The 21,632-nt window shown below is 64.7% G+C and carries 13 protein-coding genes and 3 pseudogenes; 11 read left to right on the top strand and 5 right to left on the bottom strand.

All coding sequences use genetic code 11. The annotated features are described in order from the left end of the window. Window positions 1-4: 4 nt before the first annotated feature. A complete protein-coding gene (locus tag PD885_RS03260; protein ID WP_088056651.1) occupies window positions 5-508 on the bottom strand; it encodes a hypothetical protein in 504 nt (167 codons plus the stop codon). A 149-nt stretch (window positions 509-657) separates the two neighbouring features. Here PD885_RS03260 and PD885_RS03255 point away from each other — a divergent pair, with 149 nt between their 5' ends. The 3 genes from PD885_RS03255 (at window position 658) to fis (ending at window position 2,978) form a co-directional block, all read left to right on the top strand. Then, window positions 658-1,035 carry a helix-turn-helix transcriptional regulator gene (locus PD885_RS03255; protein WP_002804978.1) on the top strand — a complete coding sequence of 126 codons (378 nt, stop codon included), beginning with the start codon at window positions 658-660 and terminating at the stop codon, window positions 1,033-1,035. A gap of 423 nt (window positions 1,036-1,458) precedes the next feature. Further along, window positions 1,459-2,589, top strand: a complete 1,131-nt coding sequence (locus PD885_RS03250) for a DUF3426 domain-containing protein (RefSeq protein ID WP_082244220.1) — start codon at window positions 1,459-1,461, stop codon at window positions 2,587-2,589. 116 nt (window positions 2,590-2,705) lie between these two features. Continuing rightward, the gene (gene fis, locus PD885_RS03245; RefSeq protein WP_002804983.1) at window positions 2,706-2,978 is read left to right on the top strand and encodes a DNA-binding transcriptional regulator Fis; all 273 of its coding nucleotides are present in this window, start codon (window positions 2,706-2,708) and stop codon (window positions 2,976-2,978) included. Between the two features lie 455 nt (window positions 2,979-3,433). Here the strand turns inward: fis and PD885_RS03240 are convergent, their stop codons facing one another. Continuing rightward, window positions 3,434-8,011 (bottom strand): beta strand repeat-containing protein, encoded by a 4,578-nt coding sequence (locus PD885_RS03240; protein ID WP_088056650.1) that lies wholly within the window; start codon window positions 8,009-8,011, stop codon window positions 3,434-3,436. Between the two features lie 352 nt (window positions 8,012-8,363). On the opposite strand from PD885_RS03240, the gene PD885_RS20405 reads away from it, so the two are divergent. From PD885_RS20405 to yccS, 4 genes are all read left to right on the top strand, one after another. After that, the gene (locus PD885_RS20405) at window positions 8,364-8,573 is read left to right on the top strand and encodes a hypothetical protein (RefSeq protein ID WP_145954090.1); all 210 of its coding nucleotides are present in this window, start codon (window positions 8,364-8,366) and stop codon (window positions 8,571-8,573) included. A gap of 537 nt (window positions 8,574-9,110) precedes the next feature. Further along, window positions 9,111-10,694, top strand: a complete 1,584-nt coding sequence (gene purH, locus PD885_RS03235; RefSeq protein ID WP_088056649.1) for a bifunctional phosphoribosylaminoimidazolecarboxamide formyltransferase/IMP cyclohydrolase — start codon at window positions 9,111-9,113, stop codon at window positions 10,692-10,694. A gap of 120 nt (window positions 10,695-10,814) precedes the next feature. Beyond that, window positions 10,815-12,110: a phosphoribosylamine--glycine ligase gene (purD, locus tag PD885_RS03230; protein WP_002804987.1), complete on the top strand. Its 1,296-nt coding sequence runs from the start codon at window positions 10,815-10,817 to the stop codon at window positions 12,108-12,110. Between the two features lie 217 nt (window positions 12,111-12,327). Then, window positions 12,328-14,544: a YccS family putative transporter gene (gene yccS, locus PD885_RS03225; RefSeq protein WP_040762463.1), complete on the top strand. Its 2,217-nt coding sequence runs from the start codon at window positions 12,328-12,330 to the stop codon at window positions 14,542-14,544. A gap of 117 nt (window positions 14,545-14,661) precedes the next feature. On the opposite strand, the pseudogene PD885_RS03220 reads toward yccS, so the two are convergent. After that, window positions 14,662-15,339 (bottom strand): annotated as a pseudogene (locus tag PD885_RS03220) (MFS transporter); the annotation flags it as partial. A 115-nt stretch (window positions 15,340-15,454) separates the two neighbouring features. Between PD885_RS03220 and PD885_RS03215 the strand changes: the two are divergent. Continuing rightward, window positions 15,455-16,823: pseudogene (locus PD885_RS03215) on the top strand (IS5 family transposase). Window positions 16,824-16,842: 19 nt separating this feature from the next. Here the strand turns inward: PD885_RS03215 and PD885_RS03210 are convergent. After that, window positions 16,843-17,382, bottom strand: a pseudogene (locus tag PD885_RS03210) (MFS transporter); the annotation flags it as partial. 364 nt (window positions 17,383-17,746) lie between these two features. Between PD885_RS03210 and PD885_RS03205 the strand changes: the two are divergent. The 3 genes from PD885_RS03205 (at window position 17,747) to PD885_RS03195 (ending at window position 20,671) form a co-directional block, all read left to right on the top strand. Next, a complete protein-coding gene (locus tag PD885_RS03205; protein ID WP_088056648.1) occupies window positions 17,747-19,669 on the top strand; it encodes an MFS transporter in 1,923 nt (640 codons plus the stop codon). A 247-nt stretch (window positions 19,670-19,916) separates the two neighbouring features. Further along, window positions 19,917-20,261 carry a CD225/dispanin family protein gene (locus PD885_RS03200; protein WP_002804995.1) on the top strand — a complete coding sequence of 115 codons (345 nt, stop codon included), beginning with the start codon at window positions 19,917-19,919 and terminating at the stop codon, window positions 20,259-20,261. Continuing rightward, window positions 20,261-20,671 (top strand): DUF2752 domain-containing protein, encoded by a 411-nt coding sequence (locus PD885_RS03195; protein WP_002804998.1) that lies wholly within the window; start codon window positions 20,261-20,263, stop codon window positions 20,669-20,671. Before PD885_RS03200 ends, PD885_RS03195 begins: the two co-directional genes overlap by 1 nt. A gap of 53 nt (window positions 20,672-20,724) precedes the next feature. Here PD885_RS03195 and ampE read toward each other — a convergent pair whose 3' ends face one another. Continuing rightward, on the bottom strand, window positions 20,725-21,615 hold the full coding sequence (ampE, locus tag PD885_RS03190) for a regulatory signaling modulator protein AmpE (protein WP_002805000.1): 891 nt from the start codon (window positions 21,613-21,615) through the stop codon (window positions 20,725-20,727). Window positions 21,616-21,632: the final 17 nt, after the last annotated feature.

Raw genomic sequence — 21,632 nt, 5'->3', positions numbered from 1 at the left:
CAGGCTACCGCTGCAGCCGACCGGCGCGGATCTGCGCGGTGGTCACGGCATCGGCCACGCTGATCGCACGCAGGCGGCTCACCGCCTGCCAGCCGTCGCGCAGTAGCCCCGCATTGCGCCAACGTCCAGCATGGCGGGCCGCACGCACCCGCAATACCCCTTCGGACAATAGCAACACCTGCCAGGCGGTGGACGACCACGCCTGCACGCTGGCGAGCGCCACGCCACAGGCCAGGACCGCCAACAACACGCCCAATGCCAGCAGCGGCCATTGCCGGTAGCGCAGCGCCCACCCGCGTGGCGCCAACGCCGCTGACCAATGCCCACCGTCGGCGACAGCCGTCCAGTGCGCACCCCGCTGCCAGACTTGATAGCACGCCGCGCCGCGGAAGCGGTTCACTGCAGGATCCAACGGGGAATGGGCAGGCCACGGCGCGGCCGGGGGCGCTGCTGGCAGCGGCGTTTCGCGACGTCGGGCATCGGATTTGGGGGCGGCAGGCTCGACCATGAACGTCCTCCTTGAGTTCGGTGTGATCTTGTCGTCATTGATTGGACGACAGTATCGCAAACATAAGGCCATATGAAAGGCATACGAACTATCTTCAGACGCTTCTAGGGCTATATCTCCCGGCCCTGTCCGCCTTCCAACGGTGCCGTGTGAGCAAGCTGTACCAGCGAGTACGCGAAGCCCGCAGCCTTACCAAGCTGACCCAGGAAGCCCTGGCGGGCGAGTTGGGAGTCACGCGCAGCGCGGTGGCGCAATGGGAGATGGCCGAAGGCACCGCACCATCAGTGGAAAACCTGATCGGCTTGGCCAAGCGCAGCGGCATGGCGTTCGAATACCTGGCCACTGGCCGCGGCGACCGGGTGTTTGGCCAACCGGTCTCGGCCATTGCCGAAGAACCCGCCCAGTACCACCGCCTGGACGACCAGCAACGCGTTCTGCTGGCCCGCTTCGATACCTTGGCGCCACGGCAGCGCAGCGGCTTGCTGGATTTGTTGTTGGCCGAGGGGAAGACGCGGCGAAGGCGTTGAAGCTGGGATTGGGGCGTTGAGATTGGGGACTCGTAGGGCGGCTTTGACGAAGTGTCGCTTGCCCAGCAACCACTTAGTCAGAAGCGATTGAACGTTTTACGCCGGGGCTCCAGATGCCGATTGGCTAGTTGTGAATCGCGTGCTGGGTGTTCGATCTATTCTTTCCGACGGCAAACAGAGCCTGGTGGCGGCTTACCGTGAGGCGTTGGAGCGGGACGCACGATGCTTGGGCTTGGGCGGCATGCGCGATCTGTTATCGGCTGGAGACCCTTCAATGCGATTTTTTGTCGATTGACATGTGTCGCGATCAATGCGCCGCCGCGCCAATGCGCGCTTCACGCTAAGCGCAGCCGCTGACGCCGACGGGTTCGCCCATCGGCGTGCGCGTGGTTGAATAGGGGCCTTCCCGCTGCACGCCTGTCGATGTCTCAGACTCCGCCACCGCACCGCCCCTTGGCCACGTTCCTGCGTGCGACGCCGGCCGCCCTACCGCTGATTCCGACGCCAGTGCTACCGCCCGCCGAACCGCCGGAGCTGGCGCTGCCGGTACCGTCGCCCGAGTTGCCGCCAGCGCCAGTGCCGGAGCTGGTCGCCGCACCGCTGGCGCCGATGGTTCCGGCGCCAGCGACGCCTGTCGATAGGCCGCTGCGTGTTGATGCGCCCACGACACATCACGACGGTCGCTACGCGGCAGTACCGATGGTCCCGACCCAAGCCCCAGCGTTGCCAACGCCACCGCATCCTGATGCACCGGCAACCGAGATGACGCGGCATGGCGATCACGGCTCGGCCGCGGCGGATGCAGCCACGGTGGATCTACTGCACCTAGACGCGCCGGACATGTCAGACGTGTCGACAGAGACAACCATCTGCCCCGAAACCGAACTCAATCTCGGCGCAGATCCCACATCAGGACGCTCCAATGCAGCAGAGTCCGAGACTCCCTCGCCACGCGGTTTATCAAGCGACGACGCTGACGCCACCCCCGCAATCAACGCGCCCATCGCTGCGCACCCCCAGCAACTGCCCGCACCCGCTCTCGCCGTGCCTACCTTCGCAGGCCGTGGGCTGACCCGGCCGCGATTGCGCGCCAGCGGGCGGCATTGGGCACTGTTGCTCGGGCTGGTGGGTGTGCTCGGGCTACAGATCGTCATCGCCGACCGCGCGCATCTGGCCGGCAACGCGCGCTGGCGGCCGTTGGTCGGTGCAGCCTGCGCGGTGGCGCGCTGCACGCTGCCGGAGTGGCGCGAGCCGGCGGCGCTGACCCTGCTCAACCGTGATGTGCGCCCGCTGCCGGGCATGCCCGGTGTGCTGCAGATTGAGGCCAGCTTCCGCAACGACGCGCGCTGGGCGCAAGCCTGGCCGTGGCTGCAGCTGTCGTTGTCCGACGCCGACGGGCGGGTGATCGGCACGCGGGTGCTGGCGCCGCAGGAGTATCTGGGCCAGCTGCCGGCCGGGCAGGACACGCTAGGACCGGGCCAGGCAGTGCAGGTGGAGTTTCGTGTGCGCGAACCGGCCGCGAGCACGGTCGCCTTTAGTTTCGACTTCCGGTAAGCGGATGCGACCGGTAGGCGATGGCCACATGGGCGTGGCGAGCGATGAGGTCACGCGCTAGACTCACTCCCCCTCGCCGGCCACGCCGCCCGGCTTCGTGACACTGGGAATCTCCTTTGAACGCAGCCCCCTCTCGTCCTGACACCAGTCGCGGCGCACCGAAGTCACCCCTGCGCGAACACGTGGCCCAGTCCGTTCGCCGTTATCTGCGCGACCTGGACGGCAGCGACGCCGACGACGTGTACGAAATCGTGCTGCGCGAGATGGAGATCCCGTTGTTCGTCGAAGTGCTCAACCACTGCGAAGGCAACCAGAGCCGCGCGGCCGCGATGCTGGGGATTCACCGGGCGACGTTGCGGAAGAAGCTCAAGGAATATGGGCTGACGTAAGCAGGGAATCGGGAATCGTAAAAGCGTTGCTGCATGGTTGAGCGATCGCGTACCGACGTTGCACGCTTGGTGGGCGGCAGGCCGCCGGTCACCGCTGCGCTTGCGGTGTTTGCGCGCCGATCAAGCGCAGGTATGGGCCGTCCTTGAAAAACAATGGCGTGTCCTCGCCTGCATGGGTGGCGCCGTGCCGTGTTGGGTGAGGAACGCGTGGCGTCGTCACGACACCCAGCTGGTGCATTGACTGCGCGGATCGCACCTAGTCATCGTCGCGCTGATGCCGTGCACGGCTGTCGCTTTCTTCAAGACGCATGACATCGGCCGGAGCCAGCCCTTGGTGCCGCCGAGCGCACTGTTTGGTGCGCATGGCGGCTGCAGGCCAACCGCCAGCCTCTGGCAGTTGGGCTGTCCATGCACTGCGGCGCGGACGCCGCTGCGGTTGGTACTCAATCGGGTGCTCAGTTGGGTGCTTGTTCGATGGGCGAATGATCGGCCGTGAAAGGATGCCCGACGTCATGCGGCAGAGCGATCGTGTCGAAGGGATCGTCGAATTTTTCGACCACGTTCTTGTCGTCGTCCACCTGATAAGCGGTGTCGGCCTCGACGCCCTCCTCGCCGGTCTTGGCAATGATGTTGGTATAGCGCTTGCCGTCCCAGCATCGAAAGATCAGCACCGAGTCTTCGCCACCGGTGAGGGTGGAGCCCAGGCTACCGATCAATCGGCTGTTGGCGCCCGCGGTCAGGATGCTGTTCTTCCCGGCGGTCAACTTGCTGCGGTCGCCTGCCATCAGCGTGCAATCGTCGCCTGCGGTGAGTTTGCTGCGGTCCCCGGCGGTGAGGAAGCTGTTGCTGCCGGCCAGCAACTTGCTGCGATCGCCGGCGATCTGGGTGCTGTCGGCGCCGGCGATCAGCTTGCTGCGGTCGCCTGCGGTCTGGATGCTGCCCCTGCCGGCGATCAGCGTGCTGCGCGAACCGGCCGTCTGCGAACTCAGCTTGCCGGCGATCAACATGCTGCGATGGCCGGCAATCTGGGTACTTTCGTGTCCTGCGATCAACGAGCTTCCGTAGCTTGCGATCTGATTGCTGCCATAGCCAGCGGTCAGATAGCTGCGCACGCCACTGGTCAAGGTGCTGCCATAACCGGCAATCAGCGAGCTGTCCTGTCCTGCGGTCTCGGTGCTGCCGTAGCCGGCCGTCAGCGTGCTGTTGTCCAGAGCCATCAGGGTGCTGCCGTAGCCGGCGGTCAGCGTGCTGTCGCCACCGGCCGTCTGGCTGCTGCCGTAGCCGGCGATCAGCGTGCTGGAGAAACCGGCGATTTCGGTACTGCCGTAGCCGGCGGTCAGCGAGCTGTTTTCCAGCGCGGTCAAGGTGCTGCCATAACCGGCGGTCAGGGTGCTTTCGTAACCGGCGGTCTGGGTGCTGCCATACCCCGCGATCAGGGTGCTTTCGTAACCTGCGGTGGAATTGCTGCCGTAACCGGCGGTCAGGATGCTGCCATGGCCGGCCGTTTGCGTGCTGCCGTAGCCGGTGGTGAGCCAACTGATTTCCTGCGCCGTCTGGGTGCTGCCGTAGCCGGCGGTCAAGGTACTTTCGTAGCCGGCCGTCTGCGTGCTGCCATAGCCGGCAATCAACGAACTCTGGAAGCTGGCGGTGGACGTACTGCCGTAGCCGGTGATCAGCCAGCTGCTGCTCTGCGCAGTCTGGGTACTGCCGTAACCGGCCGTCAGAAAGCTGTCGTAACCGGCAGTCTGGGTACTGCCATAACCCGCGATCAGCGAGCTGTCCGGGCCGGCCATGGAGGAACTGCCGTAGCCGGCGATCAGCGAACTGCTTTCCTGCGCGGTCTGGGTGCTGCCATAGCCGGTGGTGAGAATGCTCTTGTAACCGGCGGTCTGGGTACTGCCATAGCCGGCAATCAGCGTACTGTCATGCCCTGCCGTCGATGTGCTGCCGTAACCGGTGGTGAGCGTGCTGCGCTCCTGCGCGGTCTGGGTGCTGCCGTAGCCTGCGGTGAGAATGCTTTTGAAGCCCGCGGTCTGGGTGCTGCCGTAGCCGGCAATCAGCGAGCTGTCGGAGCCGGCGGTGGACGAACTGCCATAGCCGGCAGTGAGCATGCTGCCCTCTTGCGCGGTCTGGGTGCTGCCGTAACCCGTGGTCAGGATGCTTTTGAAGCCGGCCGTCTGGGTGCTGCCATAGCCGGCGATCAGCGAACTGTCCGACCCCGCAGTTGAAGTGCTCCCGTAACCGGCGGTGAGGTCACTGCCCTTACGTGCAGTTTGCGTACTGCCATAGCCGGCAGTGAGCGAGCTGTCGCCCCCGGAGGTCTGGGTGCTGCCATAGCCGGCGATCAGCGTGCTGTCGGCACCGGCGGTCGACGTGCTGCCATAGCCGGTGGTGAGGTCACTGCCCTTACGTGCGGTTTGCGTGCTGCCGTAGCCGGCAGTGAGCGAGCTGTCGCCCCCGGAGGTCTGGGTGCTGCCATAACCGGCGATCAGCGTGCTGTCGGCACCGGCGGTCGACGTGCTGCCATAGCCGGTGGTGAGGTCGCTGCCCTTGCGTGCGGTTTGCGTGCTGCCATAGCCTGCAGTGAGCGAACTTTCCCCGCCGGAGGTCTGGGTACTTCCGTACCCTGCAATCAAGGTGCTGTCGGCACCGGCCGTGGAGGTGCTGCCGTAGCCGGTGGTGAGGTCGCTGCCTTTGCGCGCGGTTTGCGTGCTGCCGTAGCCGGCGGTCAGCGAACTGTCGCCGCCCGATGTCTGGGTGCTGCCGTAACCGGCAATCAAGGTACTGTCGGCGCCGGCCGTGGAGGTACTGCCGTAGCCGGTGGTCAGGTCACTACCGCTGCGCGCCGTCTGGGTGCTTCCATAACCGGCAGTCAGCGAGCTTTCGCCGCCGGAGGTCTGCGTGCTGCCATAACCGGCGATCAAGGTGCTGTCGGCGCCGGCCGTGGAGGTACTGCCGTAGCCGGTGGTGAGGTCGCTGCCCTTGCGTGCGGTTTGCGTGCTGCCATATCCGGCGGTAAGCGAACTTTCGCCACCAGCGGTTTGCGTGCTGCCGTAGCCTGCAACCAAGGTGCTGTCGGCGCCGGCCGTGGAGGTGCTGCCATAGCCGGTTGTCAGGTCGCTGCCGCTGCGTGCGGTCTGCGTGCTGCCGTAGCCGGCGGTCAGCGAACTGTCGCCACCAGAAGTTTGCGTGCTGCCGTAACCAGCGATCAAGGTGCTGTCGGCACCGGCCGTCGAGGTGCTGCCGTAGCCGGTTGTCAGGTCGCTGCCGCTGCGTGCGGTCTGCGTGCTGCCGTAGCCGGCGGTCAGCGAACTGTCGCCACCAGAGGTTTGCGTGCTGCCGTAACCAGCGATCAAGGTGCTGTCGGCACCGGCCGTCGAGGTGCTGCCGTAGCCGGTTGTCAGGTCGCTGCCGCTGCGCGCGGTCTGCGTGCTGCCGTAGCCGGCGGTCAGCGAACTGTCGCCACCAGAGGTTTGCGTGCTGCCGTAACCGGCAATCAAGGTGCTGTCACCACCGGCCGTCGAGGTACTGCCGTAGCCGGCGGTCAGATCGCTGCCTTTGCGGGCGGTCTGCGTGCTGCCGTAGCCGGCGGTGAGCGAACTTTCGCCACCGGAGGTCTGGGTGCTGCCATAACCGGCAATCAAGGTGCTATCTGCACCGGCGGTTGCGGTGCTGCCATAGCCGGCGGTCAGATCGCTGCCTTTGCGGGCGGTTTGCGTGCTGCCGTAGCCGGCGGTGAGCGAACTGTCCCCGCCGGAGGTCTGGGTGCTGCCATAGCCGGCGATCAGCGTGCTGTCGGCACCGGCGGTGGAGGTGCTGTCGTAACCCGCAGTGAGGTCGCTGCCGGTACGGGCAGTCTGGGTGCTGCCGTAGCCTGCCGTCAGCGAGCTGTCGTTGCCCGATGTCTGCGTACTGCCATAACCGGCGATCAATGAGCTATCGGCACCGGCGGTGCCCGTGCTGCCATAGCCGGCGGTGAGGTCACTGCCGTCCTGCGCTGTTTGCGTGCTGCCATAGCCGGCAGTGAGCGAGCTTTCTCCGCCCGAGGTCTGGGTGCTGCCGTAGCCGGCGATCAGCGAGCTATCGGTGCCCGCCGTGCTGGTGCTGCCGTAGCCTGCGGTGAGGTCGCTGCCGTTCTGCGCGGTTTGGGTGCTGCCGTAGCCGGCAGTCAACGAGCTGTCGCCGCCGGAGGTTTGCGTGCTGCCATAGCCGGCGATCAGCGAGCTGTCTGCACCGGCGGTTTCGGTACTGCCGTAACCTGCCGTCAGCTCGCTGCCCTGGCGCGCCGTTTGCGTGCTGCCATAGCCGGCAGTGAGCGTGCTGCCCCCGCCTGCGGTCTGGGAACTGCCATAGCCGGCCACGATGGTGCTGTCGGATCCGGCCACGCCGGTGCTGCCATAGCCGGCGATCAACTCACTGCCGTTACCCGCGGTCTCGGTGCTTCCATAGCCTGCGATCAGCTGACTCTGATCGGCGCCGGTGAGCGTGCTGCCATAGGTGGCGATTTCGCGGGTGCGCAGGATCGCATTTGACGGCTGCGCGGCTTGCGGGTCGGTGCCGTTAGGCGGTGATGGAAGTGGCGCGGTGGAATGCGGACCGCTTTCAACAGCCGGCGCGGTGAACTGCGCGTGCGGTGCCTTGGGCGTGAATTCCGCAGCCATGACGGTGTCGACAGGCAAGTCGGGTTTGGGTGGCGCGTGTTGCTCGATGCCGGCGGCGATGCAGCTCATCGCGCCCGCACGGTTACCGGCGTAGACCACGTCGGCCTTGGGAAACTTGATCATTCCCTCTTCGCCCAACCAGATGATATCGGCGGTCTCCACCATGCACACAACCCAGTGCGCATCGGCATGCATGTTCAGATGCGCATTGGTTCCCTGCCCCCACAACAAGCCGGTCAAACCATTTTCCTGCTTGACGCTAGGCTGCCAATGCCTGCATTCGACCGGACCGCTTTTCGGCCAGATCAATCCGCAATGATCGGACATGTTGTTCGTGCATGTGCGTAATGCCAAAACTTTTTCACGATTCATAAGATAATCTCATCTGAATTTTCTAAAACAGCCGCGCAAGTCAGGTTCATGCCATCGCCGATAGAAAGATGGGAGCGTCGCCCATGCGGGCGAAACGCATCCTCCCGCTGGCAAGGACTGCGTCGGAACGGCAATGGTGGTCCTTCGGGAACGCCCTAGGGCGCAAAGTGCGCTGGGGTGTCTTGCTTGAATCGCAGGGTCATGGACAGCCGTGACGGCAAGACGCAGCTAGGAGTGAAAGCAAGGCTGGCTCCTGCGCGGCAGCCCTTGCGGCAAACATCGGTGGACGCCTCGCTGAGAGCGTCATTGCCTTTGAACGTTAGGGAGCTCAACAGATCAGCGAGTCCAGATCGTGATTCAGCAACACGTGGCAGATGTCGCCGCAGCAGAAAAAATGTTTCCGATACCGAAGCGCGAAACGCGCGTTGTGCCGAGATTTCCAAATTTTTTTCTAAATATGCGAACTGGTGTTGATTATGTCATTCGGCGAATCGCTCGCTTTCGAACAGATCGGCAGCCCGCCGATTTTTTACAGAAAAATATTTTCGTGATTAACGCCTGATTTATCGGTGAATTGGCTCACTAAATCAATTAAACCAGATGGTCGAATGTCGCTTTTCAGATGTGCGCTCCGTCATTTGACGTTTGTGACGCGGACTTTATCTGACTGCATCAGCGCTCTTCTTCTCTGCCGGGTCGATCAAGTGCGGCGGCTGCCGCATTTACGGCTAGCCGTCAGCGCGCTGCCATGACTGACATCAGCTGCACGCCAGCACACGACACCACCGCAGGCGGCCGTTCGATTGCCGGTATCTCGCCGAGTGCCAGACAGCCTTGGGTGGAGCGATCGCTTCGCCGACGCCTGCGTGATCATGTCTGGCGACCGAACAACTCGACCGAGCGGCACGTGGTCGGCACATGGTCGTCACCTGCTGTCGCCCGATGCCGTTGCGCTCTAGCGCCCACCAATCCTGCGTCCGTAGCAGCGCCTGGAAGCTTCCCGCCAGCACACAGATCAAGGCCATCGCGAAGGTGTTGAGCCCATCGCGCGCTGTCGCGGCCTACAATATCGGCTGCCCCGCAATGACATCCCCCACCGATGGCCTCTGATTTCCTGCCCGTGCGCCGGGCCCTGCTCTCCGTTTCCGACAAGACCGGCCTGATCGATCTGGCCCGCGCGCTGGTGGCGCGCAACGTCGCGCTGCTGTCCACCGGCGGCACCGCCAAGGCGATCCGCGAGGCGGGTTTGCCGGTCACCGACGTCGCCGAGCTGACCGGTTTCCCGGAGATGATGGACGGCCGCGTCAAGACCCTGCACCCGCTGGTGCACGGCGGCCTGCTCGGCCGCGCCGGCATCGATGAAGCGGTGATGGCCGAACACGGCATCGTGCCGATCGATCTGCTGGTGCTGAACCTGTATCCGTTCGAGTCGGTGACCGCCAAGGCCGATTGCACGCTGGCCGATGCGGTGGAAAACATCGATATCGGCGGCCCGGCAATGCTGCGCTCGGCGGCGAAGAACTTCGCCCGCGTGGCGGTGGCCACCGACCCGGCGCAATACGCCGAGCTGCTGGCCGAACTCGATGCCAACGACGGCCAGCTCTCGGTCGCCAGGCGCTTCGCGTTGTCGGTGGCTGCGTTCAACCGCGTGGCGCAGTACGACGCGGCGATCAGCAACTATCTCTCGGCAGTGGCCGATAGCGCCGAAAGCGTGCCCACGCGCAGCCCGTTCCCGGCGCAGATCAATTCCAATTTCATCAAGGTGATGGACCTACGCTACGGCGAAAACCCGCACCAGTCCGGCGCGTTCTACCGCGACCTGTATCCGGTGCCGGGCACCTTGGCCACCTTGCAGCAGCTGCAGGGCAAGGAACTGAGCTACAACAACCTGGCCGACGCCGACGCGGCATGGGAATGCGTGCGCCAGTTCGATGCACCTGCCTGCGTGATCGTCAAGCACGCCAACCCCTGCGGTGTGGCGGTGGGCGCGGCCTGCGGCGATGCCTACGAGCTGGCCTATGCGACCGACCCGACCAGCGCCTTCGGCGGCATCCTGGCTTTCAACAAGACCCTGGATGCAGCGACGGCGAAAGCCATCCTGGATCGCCAGTTCATCGAGGTGCTGATCGCGCCGGACTACGCGCCCGGCGCGCTCGAGTACGCGACCAAGAAAGCCAACGTCCGCGTGCTCAAGATCCCGCACGGCAACGGCCTCAACAATTACGACACCAAGCGGATCGGCTCGGGCCTGCTGATGCAGTCGTCGGACAACCGCGGCATGTCGCTGGGCGAACTGAGCGTGGTCACCCAGCGCGCGCCCAGCGATGCGGAACTGGGCGATCTGCTGTTCGCCTGGCGCGTGGCCAAGTACGTCAAATCCAATGCCATTGTCTACGCCAAGGACAGCCGCACCATCGGTGTGGGCGCCGGGCAGATGAGCCGCGTGGTGAGCGCCAAGATCGCCGCGCTCAAGGCCGAAGAAGCCAAGCTCACGGTGGCCGGCTCGGTGATGGCCTCCGATGCGTTCTTCCCGTTCCGCGACGGCATCGATGCCGCCGCCGCTGCCGGCATCAAGGCGGTGATCCAGCCCGGCGGCTCGATGCGCGACGGCGAAGTGATCGCCGCCGCCGACGAACACGGCATCGCGATGGTGTTCACCGGAGTGCGGCATTTCCGGCACTGACGTGCCGGGATTCGGGAGTGGGGATTCGGGAGTGGCAACGTCGCTCTGGTCTCTCCTGTTTCCGGTCTCCGCCTTGCTTCAACCAATCCCCAATCATGACTCCCCAATCTCGGCACTTAAATGAAAATCCTCGTCATCGGCTCCGGCGGCCGTGAACATGCCCTGGCCTGGAAGATCGCGCAGTCCGCGCAGGTGAGCGAGGTGCTGGTGGCACCCGGCAATGCCGGCACCGCGACCGAAACCAAGTGCCGCAATGTCGCGATCAAGGTCGACGATCTGGATGGCTTGCTCACACTGGCGCAGCGCGAAGACGTCGCGCTCACCGTGGTCGGCCCGGAAGTGCCGCTGGTGCTGGGCGTGGTCGACCGCTTCCATGCGGCTGGCCTGCGCATCTTCGGGCCCACCGCCAAGGCCGCGCAGCTGGAAGGCAGCAAGGCGTTCGCCAAGGATTTTCTCGCCCGTCACGGCATCCCCACTGCGTACTACGCGGTGCATACCGACGTGGACACCGCGCTGGCCTACGTGCGCGAGAAAGGCGCGCCGATCGTGGTCAAGGCCGATGGCCTGGCCGCCGGCAAGGGCGTGATCGTGGCGATGACGCTGAGCGAGGCTGAAGATGCAGTGCGCGACATGCTCTCCGGCAATGCGTTCGGCGATGCCGGCGCACGCGTGGTGATCGAAGAATTTCTCGATGGCGAAGAAGCCAGCTTCATTTCGATGGTCGACGGCAAACACGCCTTGCCGATGGCCAGCAGCCAGGACCACAAGCGCGTCGGCGATGGCGACACTGGCCCGAATACCGGCGGCATGGGCGCGTATTCGCCAGCGCCGGTGGTCACGCCCGAGGTGCACGCGCGGGTGATGCGCGAGGTGGTCGAGCCGACCGTGCAGGGCATGATCGCCGACGGCGTGCCGTTCACCGGGTTCCTGTACGCCGGGCTGATGATCGATGCGCACGGCGCGCCCAAGGTGATCGAATTCAACGTGCGCTTCGGCGACCCGGAAACCCAACCGGTGATGCTGCGCCTGCAGTCGGATCTGGTCGCGTTGCTCGACGCCGCCATCGACGGCAAGCTGGACAGCGTACACGCGCAGTGGGACCCACGCCCGTCGCTGGGCGTGGTCATCGCGGCTAAGCCATACCCGGAAGCACCGATCACCGGCGAGGTCATCAGGGGCCTGGAGGCAGTGCCGGGCAATGCCAAGGTCTTCCACGCCGGCACCGTATTGAATGCCGAAGGTGAAGTGATCAGCGCCGGTGGCCGCGTGCTGTGCGTTGCCGCACTGGGCGATAGCGTGCTGGATGCGCAGCGCAACGCGTACGCAGGCCTGCAGCCGATCCATTGGGCCAGCGCCTTCCAGCGCAGCGACATTGGCTGGCGTGCGATCGCCCGCGAGCGCGACGCGCAGGCATAACCGCCTCATGCCTGCGACAGCTGCGCCGAGCGAGCGATGTCGCAGCGTGGCTGTCGCAGCGCATTCGCGCGGCACCACGACGCATCTCGACCACGCCAGCGCCAGCCACCCGCGGCGACCGACACCACCCAGCTACTGACAAAGAGCTAGCCGCTCTCTACACCCATGACGCGTGCCCGCGGCGATAATGCCCTGACACGCTTGCCTTGCAGAGACTGTGGCCACTTCTTCCTTCGAAACCCGCCTTAGCCGCTTGTGGGCCCATGAAAAGGCCAGCTATGGCCTGCGTGTTTTCACCGCGCTGGCGGTGGCGATGGGCGTGTGCTGGCACTGGCAGCAACTCACCGCAGTACCGGCGCTGTTCCTTGGCGCTATCGCCAGTGCCATTGCTGAAACCGACGACAACTGGCTGGGCCGCATCAAATCGGTGCTGCTGTCCTTGCTGTGTTTTGCCGCCGCTGCGGCTGCGGTGGTGCTGCTGTTTCCGTATCCGCTGCCGTTCGTGATCGGGATGGCGTTGGCGACCTTCTCACTGACCCTGCTCGGTGCATTGGGCGAGCGCTATGCCTCAATCGCACAGGCCACGGTGGCCTTGTCGATCTACGCCATGATCGGCATGGACCAACATGGCAGCCACGATCCGCACATCGCCTGGCATGACGCGACGCTGCTGCTGATCGGCGCCAGCTGGTACGGCGTGCTGTCGATCCTGTGGACCATCCTGTTCGCCAATCGCCCGGTGCGCGAGCGGCTGTCGCGGCTGTTCTTCGAGCTGGGCCGCTATCTCAAGCTCAAGGCCGATCTGTTTGAACCGGTGAGGCAGAGCGACCTGCATGCGCGCCGGCTGGCGCTGGCCGAGCAAAACGCCAAAGTCGTCGGCGCGCTCAATGCCGCCAAGACCGCGATCATGAGCCGCTTCGGCCGCTCCGGCCGGCCGGGCGTGCAATCGGGGCTGTATTTCCGGCTGTATTACACGGCGCAGGAATTTCACGAGCGTGCCAGCTCCTCGCACTATCCGTATGAAGCGCTGACCGACGCGTTCTTCCACAGCGATGTGCTGTATCGCTGCCAGCGTCTGCTCGCGCTGCAAGGCAAAGCCTGCGCCGCATTGGGCGAGGCGATCCGCTTGCGCCATCCGTTCGACTACGGCGAACACAGCCGCCTGGCGACCGAAGATCTGCGCCAATCGCTGGATTATCTGCACGCACGTGCCGATCCCGCATTCGCACGCCTGCTCGGTGCGCTGGAATTGTTGGTGAACAACCTGCAGAGCATCGAACGCAAGCTGTCGGAAGCGGCGCAATCCGATTCCACCAGCGACCAGATCGACACGCGCTTGCGTGACTCTTCGCCGCACACCTTGCGCGAGATGACAGCACGCCTGGTGCAACAACTCACACCTGGCTCGGTGCTGTTCCGGCACGGCCTGCGCATGGCCGTCGCGTTGCTGGTTGGTTACGCCATCATGCACTTCATCCACGCCGACAACGGCTACTGGATCCTGCTCACTACCGCCTTCGTGTGCCGGCCCAATTACGGTGCCACCCGCTTGCGACTGGTCCAGCGCATCGCCGGCACCCTGATCGGCCTGGTCGCCACCTGGGCGCTGATGCAGCTGTTCCCCGGCATGGAAGTGCAGCTGCTGCTGGCGCTGGCCGCCGCGCTGGTGTTCTTCATCACCCGTACCGATCGCTATATGCTGGCCACCGCCGGCATCACCGTAATGGCGCTGTTCTGCTTCAACCTGCTCGGCGACGGCTTCGTGCTGATCTGGCCGCGCCTGATCGACACGCTGATCGGTTGCGCGATCGCCGCGGCCGCCTCGTTCCTGATCCTGCCGGACTGGCAGGGCCGCCGCCTCAACCAGGTGATGGCCACGGTGCTGGCCAGCTGCGCGCGCTACCTGGCCCAGGTGCTGGAGCAATACGCCAGCGGCATGCGCGACGACCTGCCCTACCGCATCGCGCGGCGCGACATGCATAACGCCGATGCCGCGTTGTCGGTAGCGTTGTCCAACATGCTGCGCGAGCCAGGCCGCTATCGGCGCAACCTGGATGCGGGTTTCCGCTTCCTGGCGTTGTCCAACACCTTGCTCGGGTATCTGTCCGCACTGGGGGCGCATCGCGCCGCACTCGAGGGCGACCACGACCCCACCATCGCGCAGGCCGGCGAGTATCTGCAGCGCGCACTGAGCGAAGTCGCCACCGCATTGCGCGAACGCCAACCATTGCCAGTGCACGACGAAACCGAAGAAGTGGCCATCGCCGAAGCGCTGGAACACCACGCCGTGCAATTGCCGCCCAAGCAGCGCCTGGTGCGCGACCAGTTGGCGTTGACGCTGCGTCTGTTGCCCAAGCTGCGTGCCGCTGCGTTGGCAGTCACCACTGCACCGGCGGCAGACAGCGCGCCACCTTTGGCGACAACCAACGCCTAGCGAATCATGATCGGTAGGCGCGCACGCCGCGCAGCAGGTGAGGCATCCACGTGGACATGCGACGCTGAGTATCAACTGCGTCTGCCTGGTGGCCCGCAGTCGTTTCGCCGGCCGCGCCTATTTCCAGTGGTTCCACGCCACACTCAGCGCTACCCACCCCAACGCCGCCACAGCCAGCACCGCGCCACCGATCACCACACCGTTCCAGCCGGCCTGCGCATACGCCGCGGTGCTCAAGGTCGAACCCACCGCACCACCGATGAAGTAGCAGGTGATGTAAGCCGACTTGAGGCGATTGCGTGCGTGCGGATTGCGCTGATAGATCACGCTTTGATTGGCGACATGCACGCCTTGCACCGCGATGTCCAGCAGCAGCACACCGATGATCAGCAATACGATCGAGTGCGGCGCAAATGCCAGCAATACCCACGACAGCAGCAACATCAGCAGCCCACCCCAACTGACGCGATCGCCATGGCCGTGGTCGGACCAATGGCCGGAGCGATTGGCCGCCAACGCGCCGGCTGCACCGATCAAGCCGAACAGCCCGATCACCGCCGTGCCATAGCCATAACTCGGCCCCGACAACAGAAATGTCAGCGTGGTCCAGAACATGCTGAAGCCGGCAAAAATCAGCCCGCCCAGCACCGAACGCGAACGCGAACGCGAACGCGAACGCAGCACCGCATCGTCGCGCAGCAGTGTCAACACCGATCCCACCAACTGCGGGTACGACAGCTGCGCATTGCCCGGATGCCGTGGCAGCCCGCGCCACAACAGCCCGGCAGTAACCAGTCGCCCCTGAAAAACCCCAACCACCCAACGACCGCAAGGCCTTGATGTCTGCACCGGCGTGCCAAAACTACCGGTGTTCGCTACGCTGAAGGCTGGTTTCTTGCAATTTTCAGTCATGCGTACACGCCGTCCTGCTGCCGAGACAGACCCGCCGACGAGTTGTTTCGTTCGCGGCTGGAGAACCAGATCGATCTGCGTCATCCGCTGGCGCGGCTGAGCCAACAGATGCCGTGGGCGGCGTTGGAGCAAGCACTTTCATCGCGCTTGCCGGCCACCCAGGCCGGTGGCGGTCGGCCGGCATTGCCGGTGCGGCTGATTGCCGGTTTGCTCTACCTCAAACACGCCTACGACCTGTCCGATGAAGCGGTGTGCGAGCGCTGGCTGGAGAATCCGTACTGGCAGTTCTTCACCGGCGAGGTCGTGTTCCAGACGCGTTTGCCGTGCGATGCCAGCTCGCTGACGCGCTGACGGCAGCGCCTGGGTGAGGCCGGGATGGAAGAGCTGCTGGCGCACACCATCAACGCCGCGCATGCGATGCAGGCGGTGGACGCACGCGAGTTGTCGCAGGTGATCGTGGACACCACGGTGCAGGAAAAGGCGATCGCCTATCCGACCGACAGCCGTTTGCTTGAAGTGGCCCGCAAGAAGCTGGTGTTACTGGCCAAGCGGCACGGCATCGGATTGCGGCAGAGCTACGCGCGGCAAGGCCCGGCCCTGAGCCGCAAGGCAGGTCGGTATGCGCATGCGCGCCAGTTCAAGCGGATGCGGCGCGTGCTGCGACGTCAACGCACAGTGCTGGGACGGCTCGTGCGCGACATCCAACGCAAACTCGATCAGGTAAACACCGGCGTGCGCGAGCGCATCGCTGTCTGGCTGGAACGTGCGCAACGGCTGTACACGCAGCGTCCGAAGGACAAACAAAAACTGTACGCATTGCATGCCCCGGAAGTGGAATGCATCGGCAAGGGCAAGGCGCGTCAAGCGTACGAATTCGGCGTCAAGGTCGGCATTGCAGTCACCGCCTGCAAGGGATTTTGGTCGTGGGTGCGCGCAGCTTCCCGGGCAACCCGTACGACGGCGATACCTTGGCCGAGCAGCTGGAGCAGACACGCGGGTTGCTGCAGGATGTGAGCGTAGAACCGACGGTGGCGATCGTGGACCTGGGCGATCGCGGGCGCGAAGTCGATGGCGTGCAGGTCCTGCATCGCGGCAAGGCCAAGACGCTGACGCGACGGCAATGGCGCTGGATCAAGCGACGGCAGGCGGTGGAGCCGGTGATCGGACATCTGAAAGACGACTGCCGGTTGCGTCGCTGCAGGCTGAAAGGTGCCCAAGGCGATGCGCTGCACGTGCTCGGCTGCGCGGCCGGCTACAACCTGCGCTGGCTGCTGCGCTGGATCGCGTTTTTGCGTACCTGGATGCGGGCGATGGGATGGTCATCCTTGAGTACCGCGCCGCTGTCACCGACGGCACTTGGCGCTTGAAGGGGATTTTTCAGGGACGACTAACCAACGACAACCCCGCCGCGATCCAGTACACGGTATACCAACCGCCCACACCTGCCAGCAGCCCGGCGGCGGTACGCGCCAGCAAAATGCCCAGCAGCAACCCGCTCATCACCGTGCCGATCACCCGTCCACGTTCGTTGGGCGCGGCCAAGGTCGCCGCGAACGGCACCAGAATCTGCGCCCCCACCGAACTGGTCCCGGTCACAATCGTGCCGACCAGCAACATGCCGAAGCTGTGCGAACTGGCGCTCACCAGCAGGCCCAGCGCACCGAGCACAAACAGGCCGACGAGCAGGCCGCGACGCTCCAGCTGGTCACCCAGCGGCACCAGCAACAGCAGTCTGGCCGCATAGGCCAGCTGCGCAGCAGTCACCACGGCCCCCGCACTGCGCACCTGGATCCCGAACGTCTGCGCCAGCGTTTTCAGCAAGGGCTGCGCGTAATAGTTGCTCGCCACCGCCAACCCGGTGGCTGCGGCCATCAGCAGCACCAGGCGGCGCGGCAGGGGTGGGTGGGAAGTCGACTCGATGGTCATGGCGTGTGCTTGGTGAAGGGATGGGCGCAGTGTGGGCAGCTCGGAAGCATCTTTCCAATCTAGTGTCTTCACTGCCCAATCTAGTGTCTTCACTGCATACATCGCGTTTCGGGATCGCGTGTTTGCGCTAATTGGAATGTGCTGTCGCCGTGGTCGAAGAAGGCGGATTTACTGCCGCCGCACGCCGCTGCAACGTTGACTTACGCGGTGACTACATTCCGGTCGCGTGCGCCTTCGTGGCGCTGCTGCGGGCCCAGGCCGCGCAACATGCGCCGTCGGCACGCGTTGCGCGCTGGGCGAATCGGTCATCCACGAGCGCGCCGTGGAAGCCTGCTAGGCTGCGCGCGTTCGCAAAGGAAACTGCATGTCCGGTCACAGTCAGTTCGCCCTGCTCAGGCAGCGCCGCTTCTTGCCGTTCTTCGCTGTCCAGGCGTTGGGCGCGTTCAACGACAACGTCTATCGGCAGGCCATCATCGGCTTGTTGTTCTACTTAGGCATCGATGCAGCGCAGCGCACGCTGTACACCAACCTGGCGCCGGCACTGTTCATCCTGCCGTACTTCCTGTTTTCCGCACTGGCCGGACAGATCGCCGAAAAACTGGAAAAGCAGAAACTCATCGTGATCACCACCACCATGGAGGTCGCCATCATGGCGCTGGCCGCGGTGGGCTTTCTCACCGAGAACATGGTGATCCTGCTGATTGCGCTGTTTTGCACCGGCCTGCAGTCCACGCTGTTCGGGCCGGTGAAGTATTCGATCCTGCCTTCGGTGCTCAAACCGGAAGAGCTCACCGGCGGCAATGGCCTGGTCGAGATGGGCACCTCGATCTCGATCCTGTGCGGCATGATTTTCGGCGGGCTGATCTTCCAGGTCGCCGGCAGCCATGGCCCGGTCGCCGCGGCCACCGCGGTGATCGCCATCGCCATCACCGGCAACCTGGTGGCGCGGCTGGTACCCAGGGTCGATGCCGGCGCGCCGGACCTGAAGATCAACTGGAACCCCTTCCCCGAATCGCGCGCGATCATGCGCCTGACCCGGCGCACGCCAGCGGTGCGCAACGCAGTGCTCGGGGTGTCGTGGTTCTGGTTCCTCGGCACCGTGCTGACCGCGCAGTTGCCCACCTATGCGCAGCTCAACCTGGGTGGCCGGCAGGATCTGTACGTATTCGCGCTGGCGCTGTTCTCCATCGGCACCGGCGTCGGCTCGCTGCTGTGCGAACGGCTGTCTGGTCGCACCGTGGAAATCGGTCTGGTGCCGCTGGGCGCGTTCGGCATCAGTGCGTTCTTGCTGGATCTTTATTTCGCACGGTCTGGTGCCGCGCCCACCAGCAATCTGTCGATCAGCCAGTTCGTGCATCAGCCGGGCAGCGTACGCTTGATCGTGGATCTGATCGGCATTGGCCTGTTCACCGGCTTGTTTGTGGTGCCGCTGTTTGCGCTGATCCAGAGCCGCACGCCCAAGGCAGGACTCTCGCGGGTGATCGCCGGGCTCAACATCCAGAACGCGTTGTTCATCGTGTCCGCAGCAATCATCAGCATCGCGTTGCAATTGCCGCAGGTGGTGCTGTTCGGTGTGCGCATTCCGTTGCCGGGCCTGAGCATTCCGCAGGTGTTTTTGGCCTTGGCGCTGGCCAATACATTGGTGGCGCTGTGGATCTTCACCCTGGCGCCCGAGTTCCTGATGCGCTTTCTCAGCTGGGTGCTGGTGAGCGCGTTGTACCGGCTGAGCGCGCGCGACATCGATCACCATGTGCCGGACGAAGGCGCCGCACTCCTGGTCTGCAACCACGTCAGCTATATGGACGCGCTGATTCTGTCGGCGGTGATTCCGCGCCCGGTGCGCTTTGTCATGTACTACAAGATCTTCCGCATCCCGGCGATGCGCTGGATCTTCCGCACCGCTAAAGCCATTCCGATCGCTGGTGCGCGCGAAGACCCGGCGCTGATGCAACAGGCATTCGACCGCATCGATGCCGCACTGGCCAACGGCGAGCTGGTGTGCATTTTCCCCGAAGGCGCGCTTACCAAGGATGGCGAGATCGCGCCATTCAAATCGGGTGTGGAAAAGATCCTAGAACGCCGCCAGGTGTCGGTGATCCCGATGGCATTGCGCGGCATGTGGTCGAGCATGTGGAGCCACCGCGATACGCGTCTGGGCCGCATGCGCGTGCCGCGTCGGATGCGCGCGCAGGTCGAAGTCGTTGCAGGTGCAGCGGTTCCCGGCAATCAGGCCACTGCCGCGCTGCTCGAACAGCAGGTGCGTGCACTGCGTCGTCATCAATCCTGAGCCGAACGGGCGCAGGCTTTGCCTCCATCGCGCGCTGCGCGTAGCCTGTGTGCCATTGCACGGTTTACTGCCTCGCTCGCAAAGCGGACGCAGCCGGTCGTAACAGGGGAAGTCGTGTGCTCAACATCATCGCGCCTGAGGCGTCCGCCAGGATCGGCGACCGTCGCTCATTTGTTGCGCCACCCCTTCGGTACCCCTCCCACTCACGCATCAGTTCGCTGTCGTACACCACCCAAGGAACTTCACCATGAGTGCCATCCCACCGCCGATCCATCCCTCGTCCAGCGCCGCGCCCGGCCCAGTGCCCGTTCACCTGATCTGGGCGATCGTCTCTACCGTGCTCGGCTTTTGCCTGTGCTGCCCGACCCTGATCACCGGCATCGTGGCGATCGTGTTCTCCAGCAAGGTCAATGGCCTGCTCAACCAGGGCGACATCGACGGCGCGCGTCGCGCCTCCAACACCGCCAAGACATGGTGCATCGTGACCACCGTGCTGGCCGTGATCGGCCTACTGATCAATATCGGTATCGTCGCCACCGGCGGCATGCAGGGCTACATGGATTACATGCAGCAGCTGCAGCACATGCAGTAATGCACCTGCGTCCCCGCCATTGGCTTGGACCGGGGGCGGCCACCAGCGTGGCCGCCTTTGGCGTGACATTGCTGTATCGCTTCGATCCGAATGCAAGCAACAGCCCGTTCCCGCCGTGCGTATTCCGTGCCGTCACCGGCTGCTACTGCCCCGGTTGCGGCATGACCCGCGCGTTGTATGCGCTGGTGCATTTCGATCTGCCCGGCGCCTTCGCAATGAATCCCGCTGCCGTGCTGGGCCTGTTCACCCTGCCCGGCCTGATCGCCTGGAAAGCCGGCTGGCGCGGGCGCTGGTTCGCGCCGGTGGTCACGGTGATGTCCGAGCCGAAGTTCTGGTCGTGGGCGTTGCCGGTGTATTGGGTTGCCAGAAATTTACCGTGGTTTCCGTTCACTCTGCTGGCGCCGGGTTAGCGCGCGAACAGCCGCTTGATGGGCTGAGTTCCCAGGCGCAGCGGCACCCAGCGCTACCGCACCCACCCCGCAATCACCAACAGCGCCAGCACCACCATCCACAGCAGCAGCACGCGCCAGACCAGACTCATCGCATCGCGCACTTCCGGTAGACGGCGCCAGACCGGCACCAGGCCCGAATCAGTGTAGTCATGCGCTTGCTCGCGCAGCTCGGCGCTGACGCTGGCACGCGCCACCGCACCGAGAAAATGCGGCTCCAACGACCAGCGGTTGCCGTGCGCCTCGCGCCAGGCGCGGAACACCGTATCGAAATTGCCCGCCAGTGCCATCGACACCGTCATCAACTGCGCCACCGGCCATTCCAGCGCGGCCAGCAGCCGGCGCGCACCGGCAAGATTGCGCGGCGGCAGCAAGATCGACAGCGGACTCTCCACCGCCAACGCCGTGAGCCTGTACAGCACAGCACCGAACGGCCCCAGCAGCACAAACCACCACAGCACCGCGAACCAGCGCCGAAGGCCGTTGACTACCACCGCTTCCACCAGCGAGGGTGCATCTTCGTGCATGCTGCCGCCGGCCACCTGCAACTGCGCAATCGCATCGCGACGCGCGCCAGGCTCGTCGGCATCGATCGCCGCTTCCACATCGCGATCCAGATCGCGCGGACCCCAGGTCCAGGCCAGCACCGCCACACCGAACAGCAAGGCTACAAAGCCATGCAAAAGATCGTCCAGCAGCCACTGCAGCGGAGCCACTAACAAGGCCGGCAACAACGCCAGCAGCACGCCATAACGGCCTTGCCACGCCCCACGCCCGGCCGCAGAACTGTCCAGCCAACGCAGCCATTGGCCGAGCAATGCGAAATTGCGCAGTCTGGCCACCTGCGCCGGCGCCAGATGGCCTAGCGAAAGTGCGACGACGACGGCAACCAGGGTCGTGAACATGGGTGGGCCTCCTCAGC

Source organism: Xanthomonas fragariae, from assembly GCF_900183975.1.
Taxonomy (GTDB): domain Bacteria; phylum Pseudomonadota; class Gammaproteobacteria; order Xanthomonadales; family Xanthomonadaceae; genus Xanthomonas; species Xanthomonas fragariae.
Note: the sequence above shows the minus strand (reverse complement) of the source record. Positions and strands in the feature narration are given on the sequence as shown.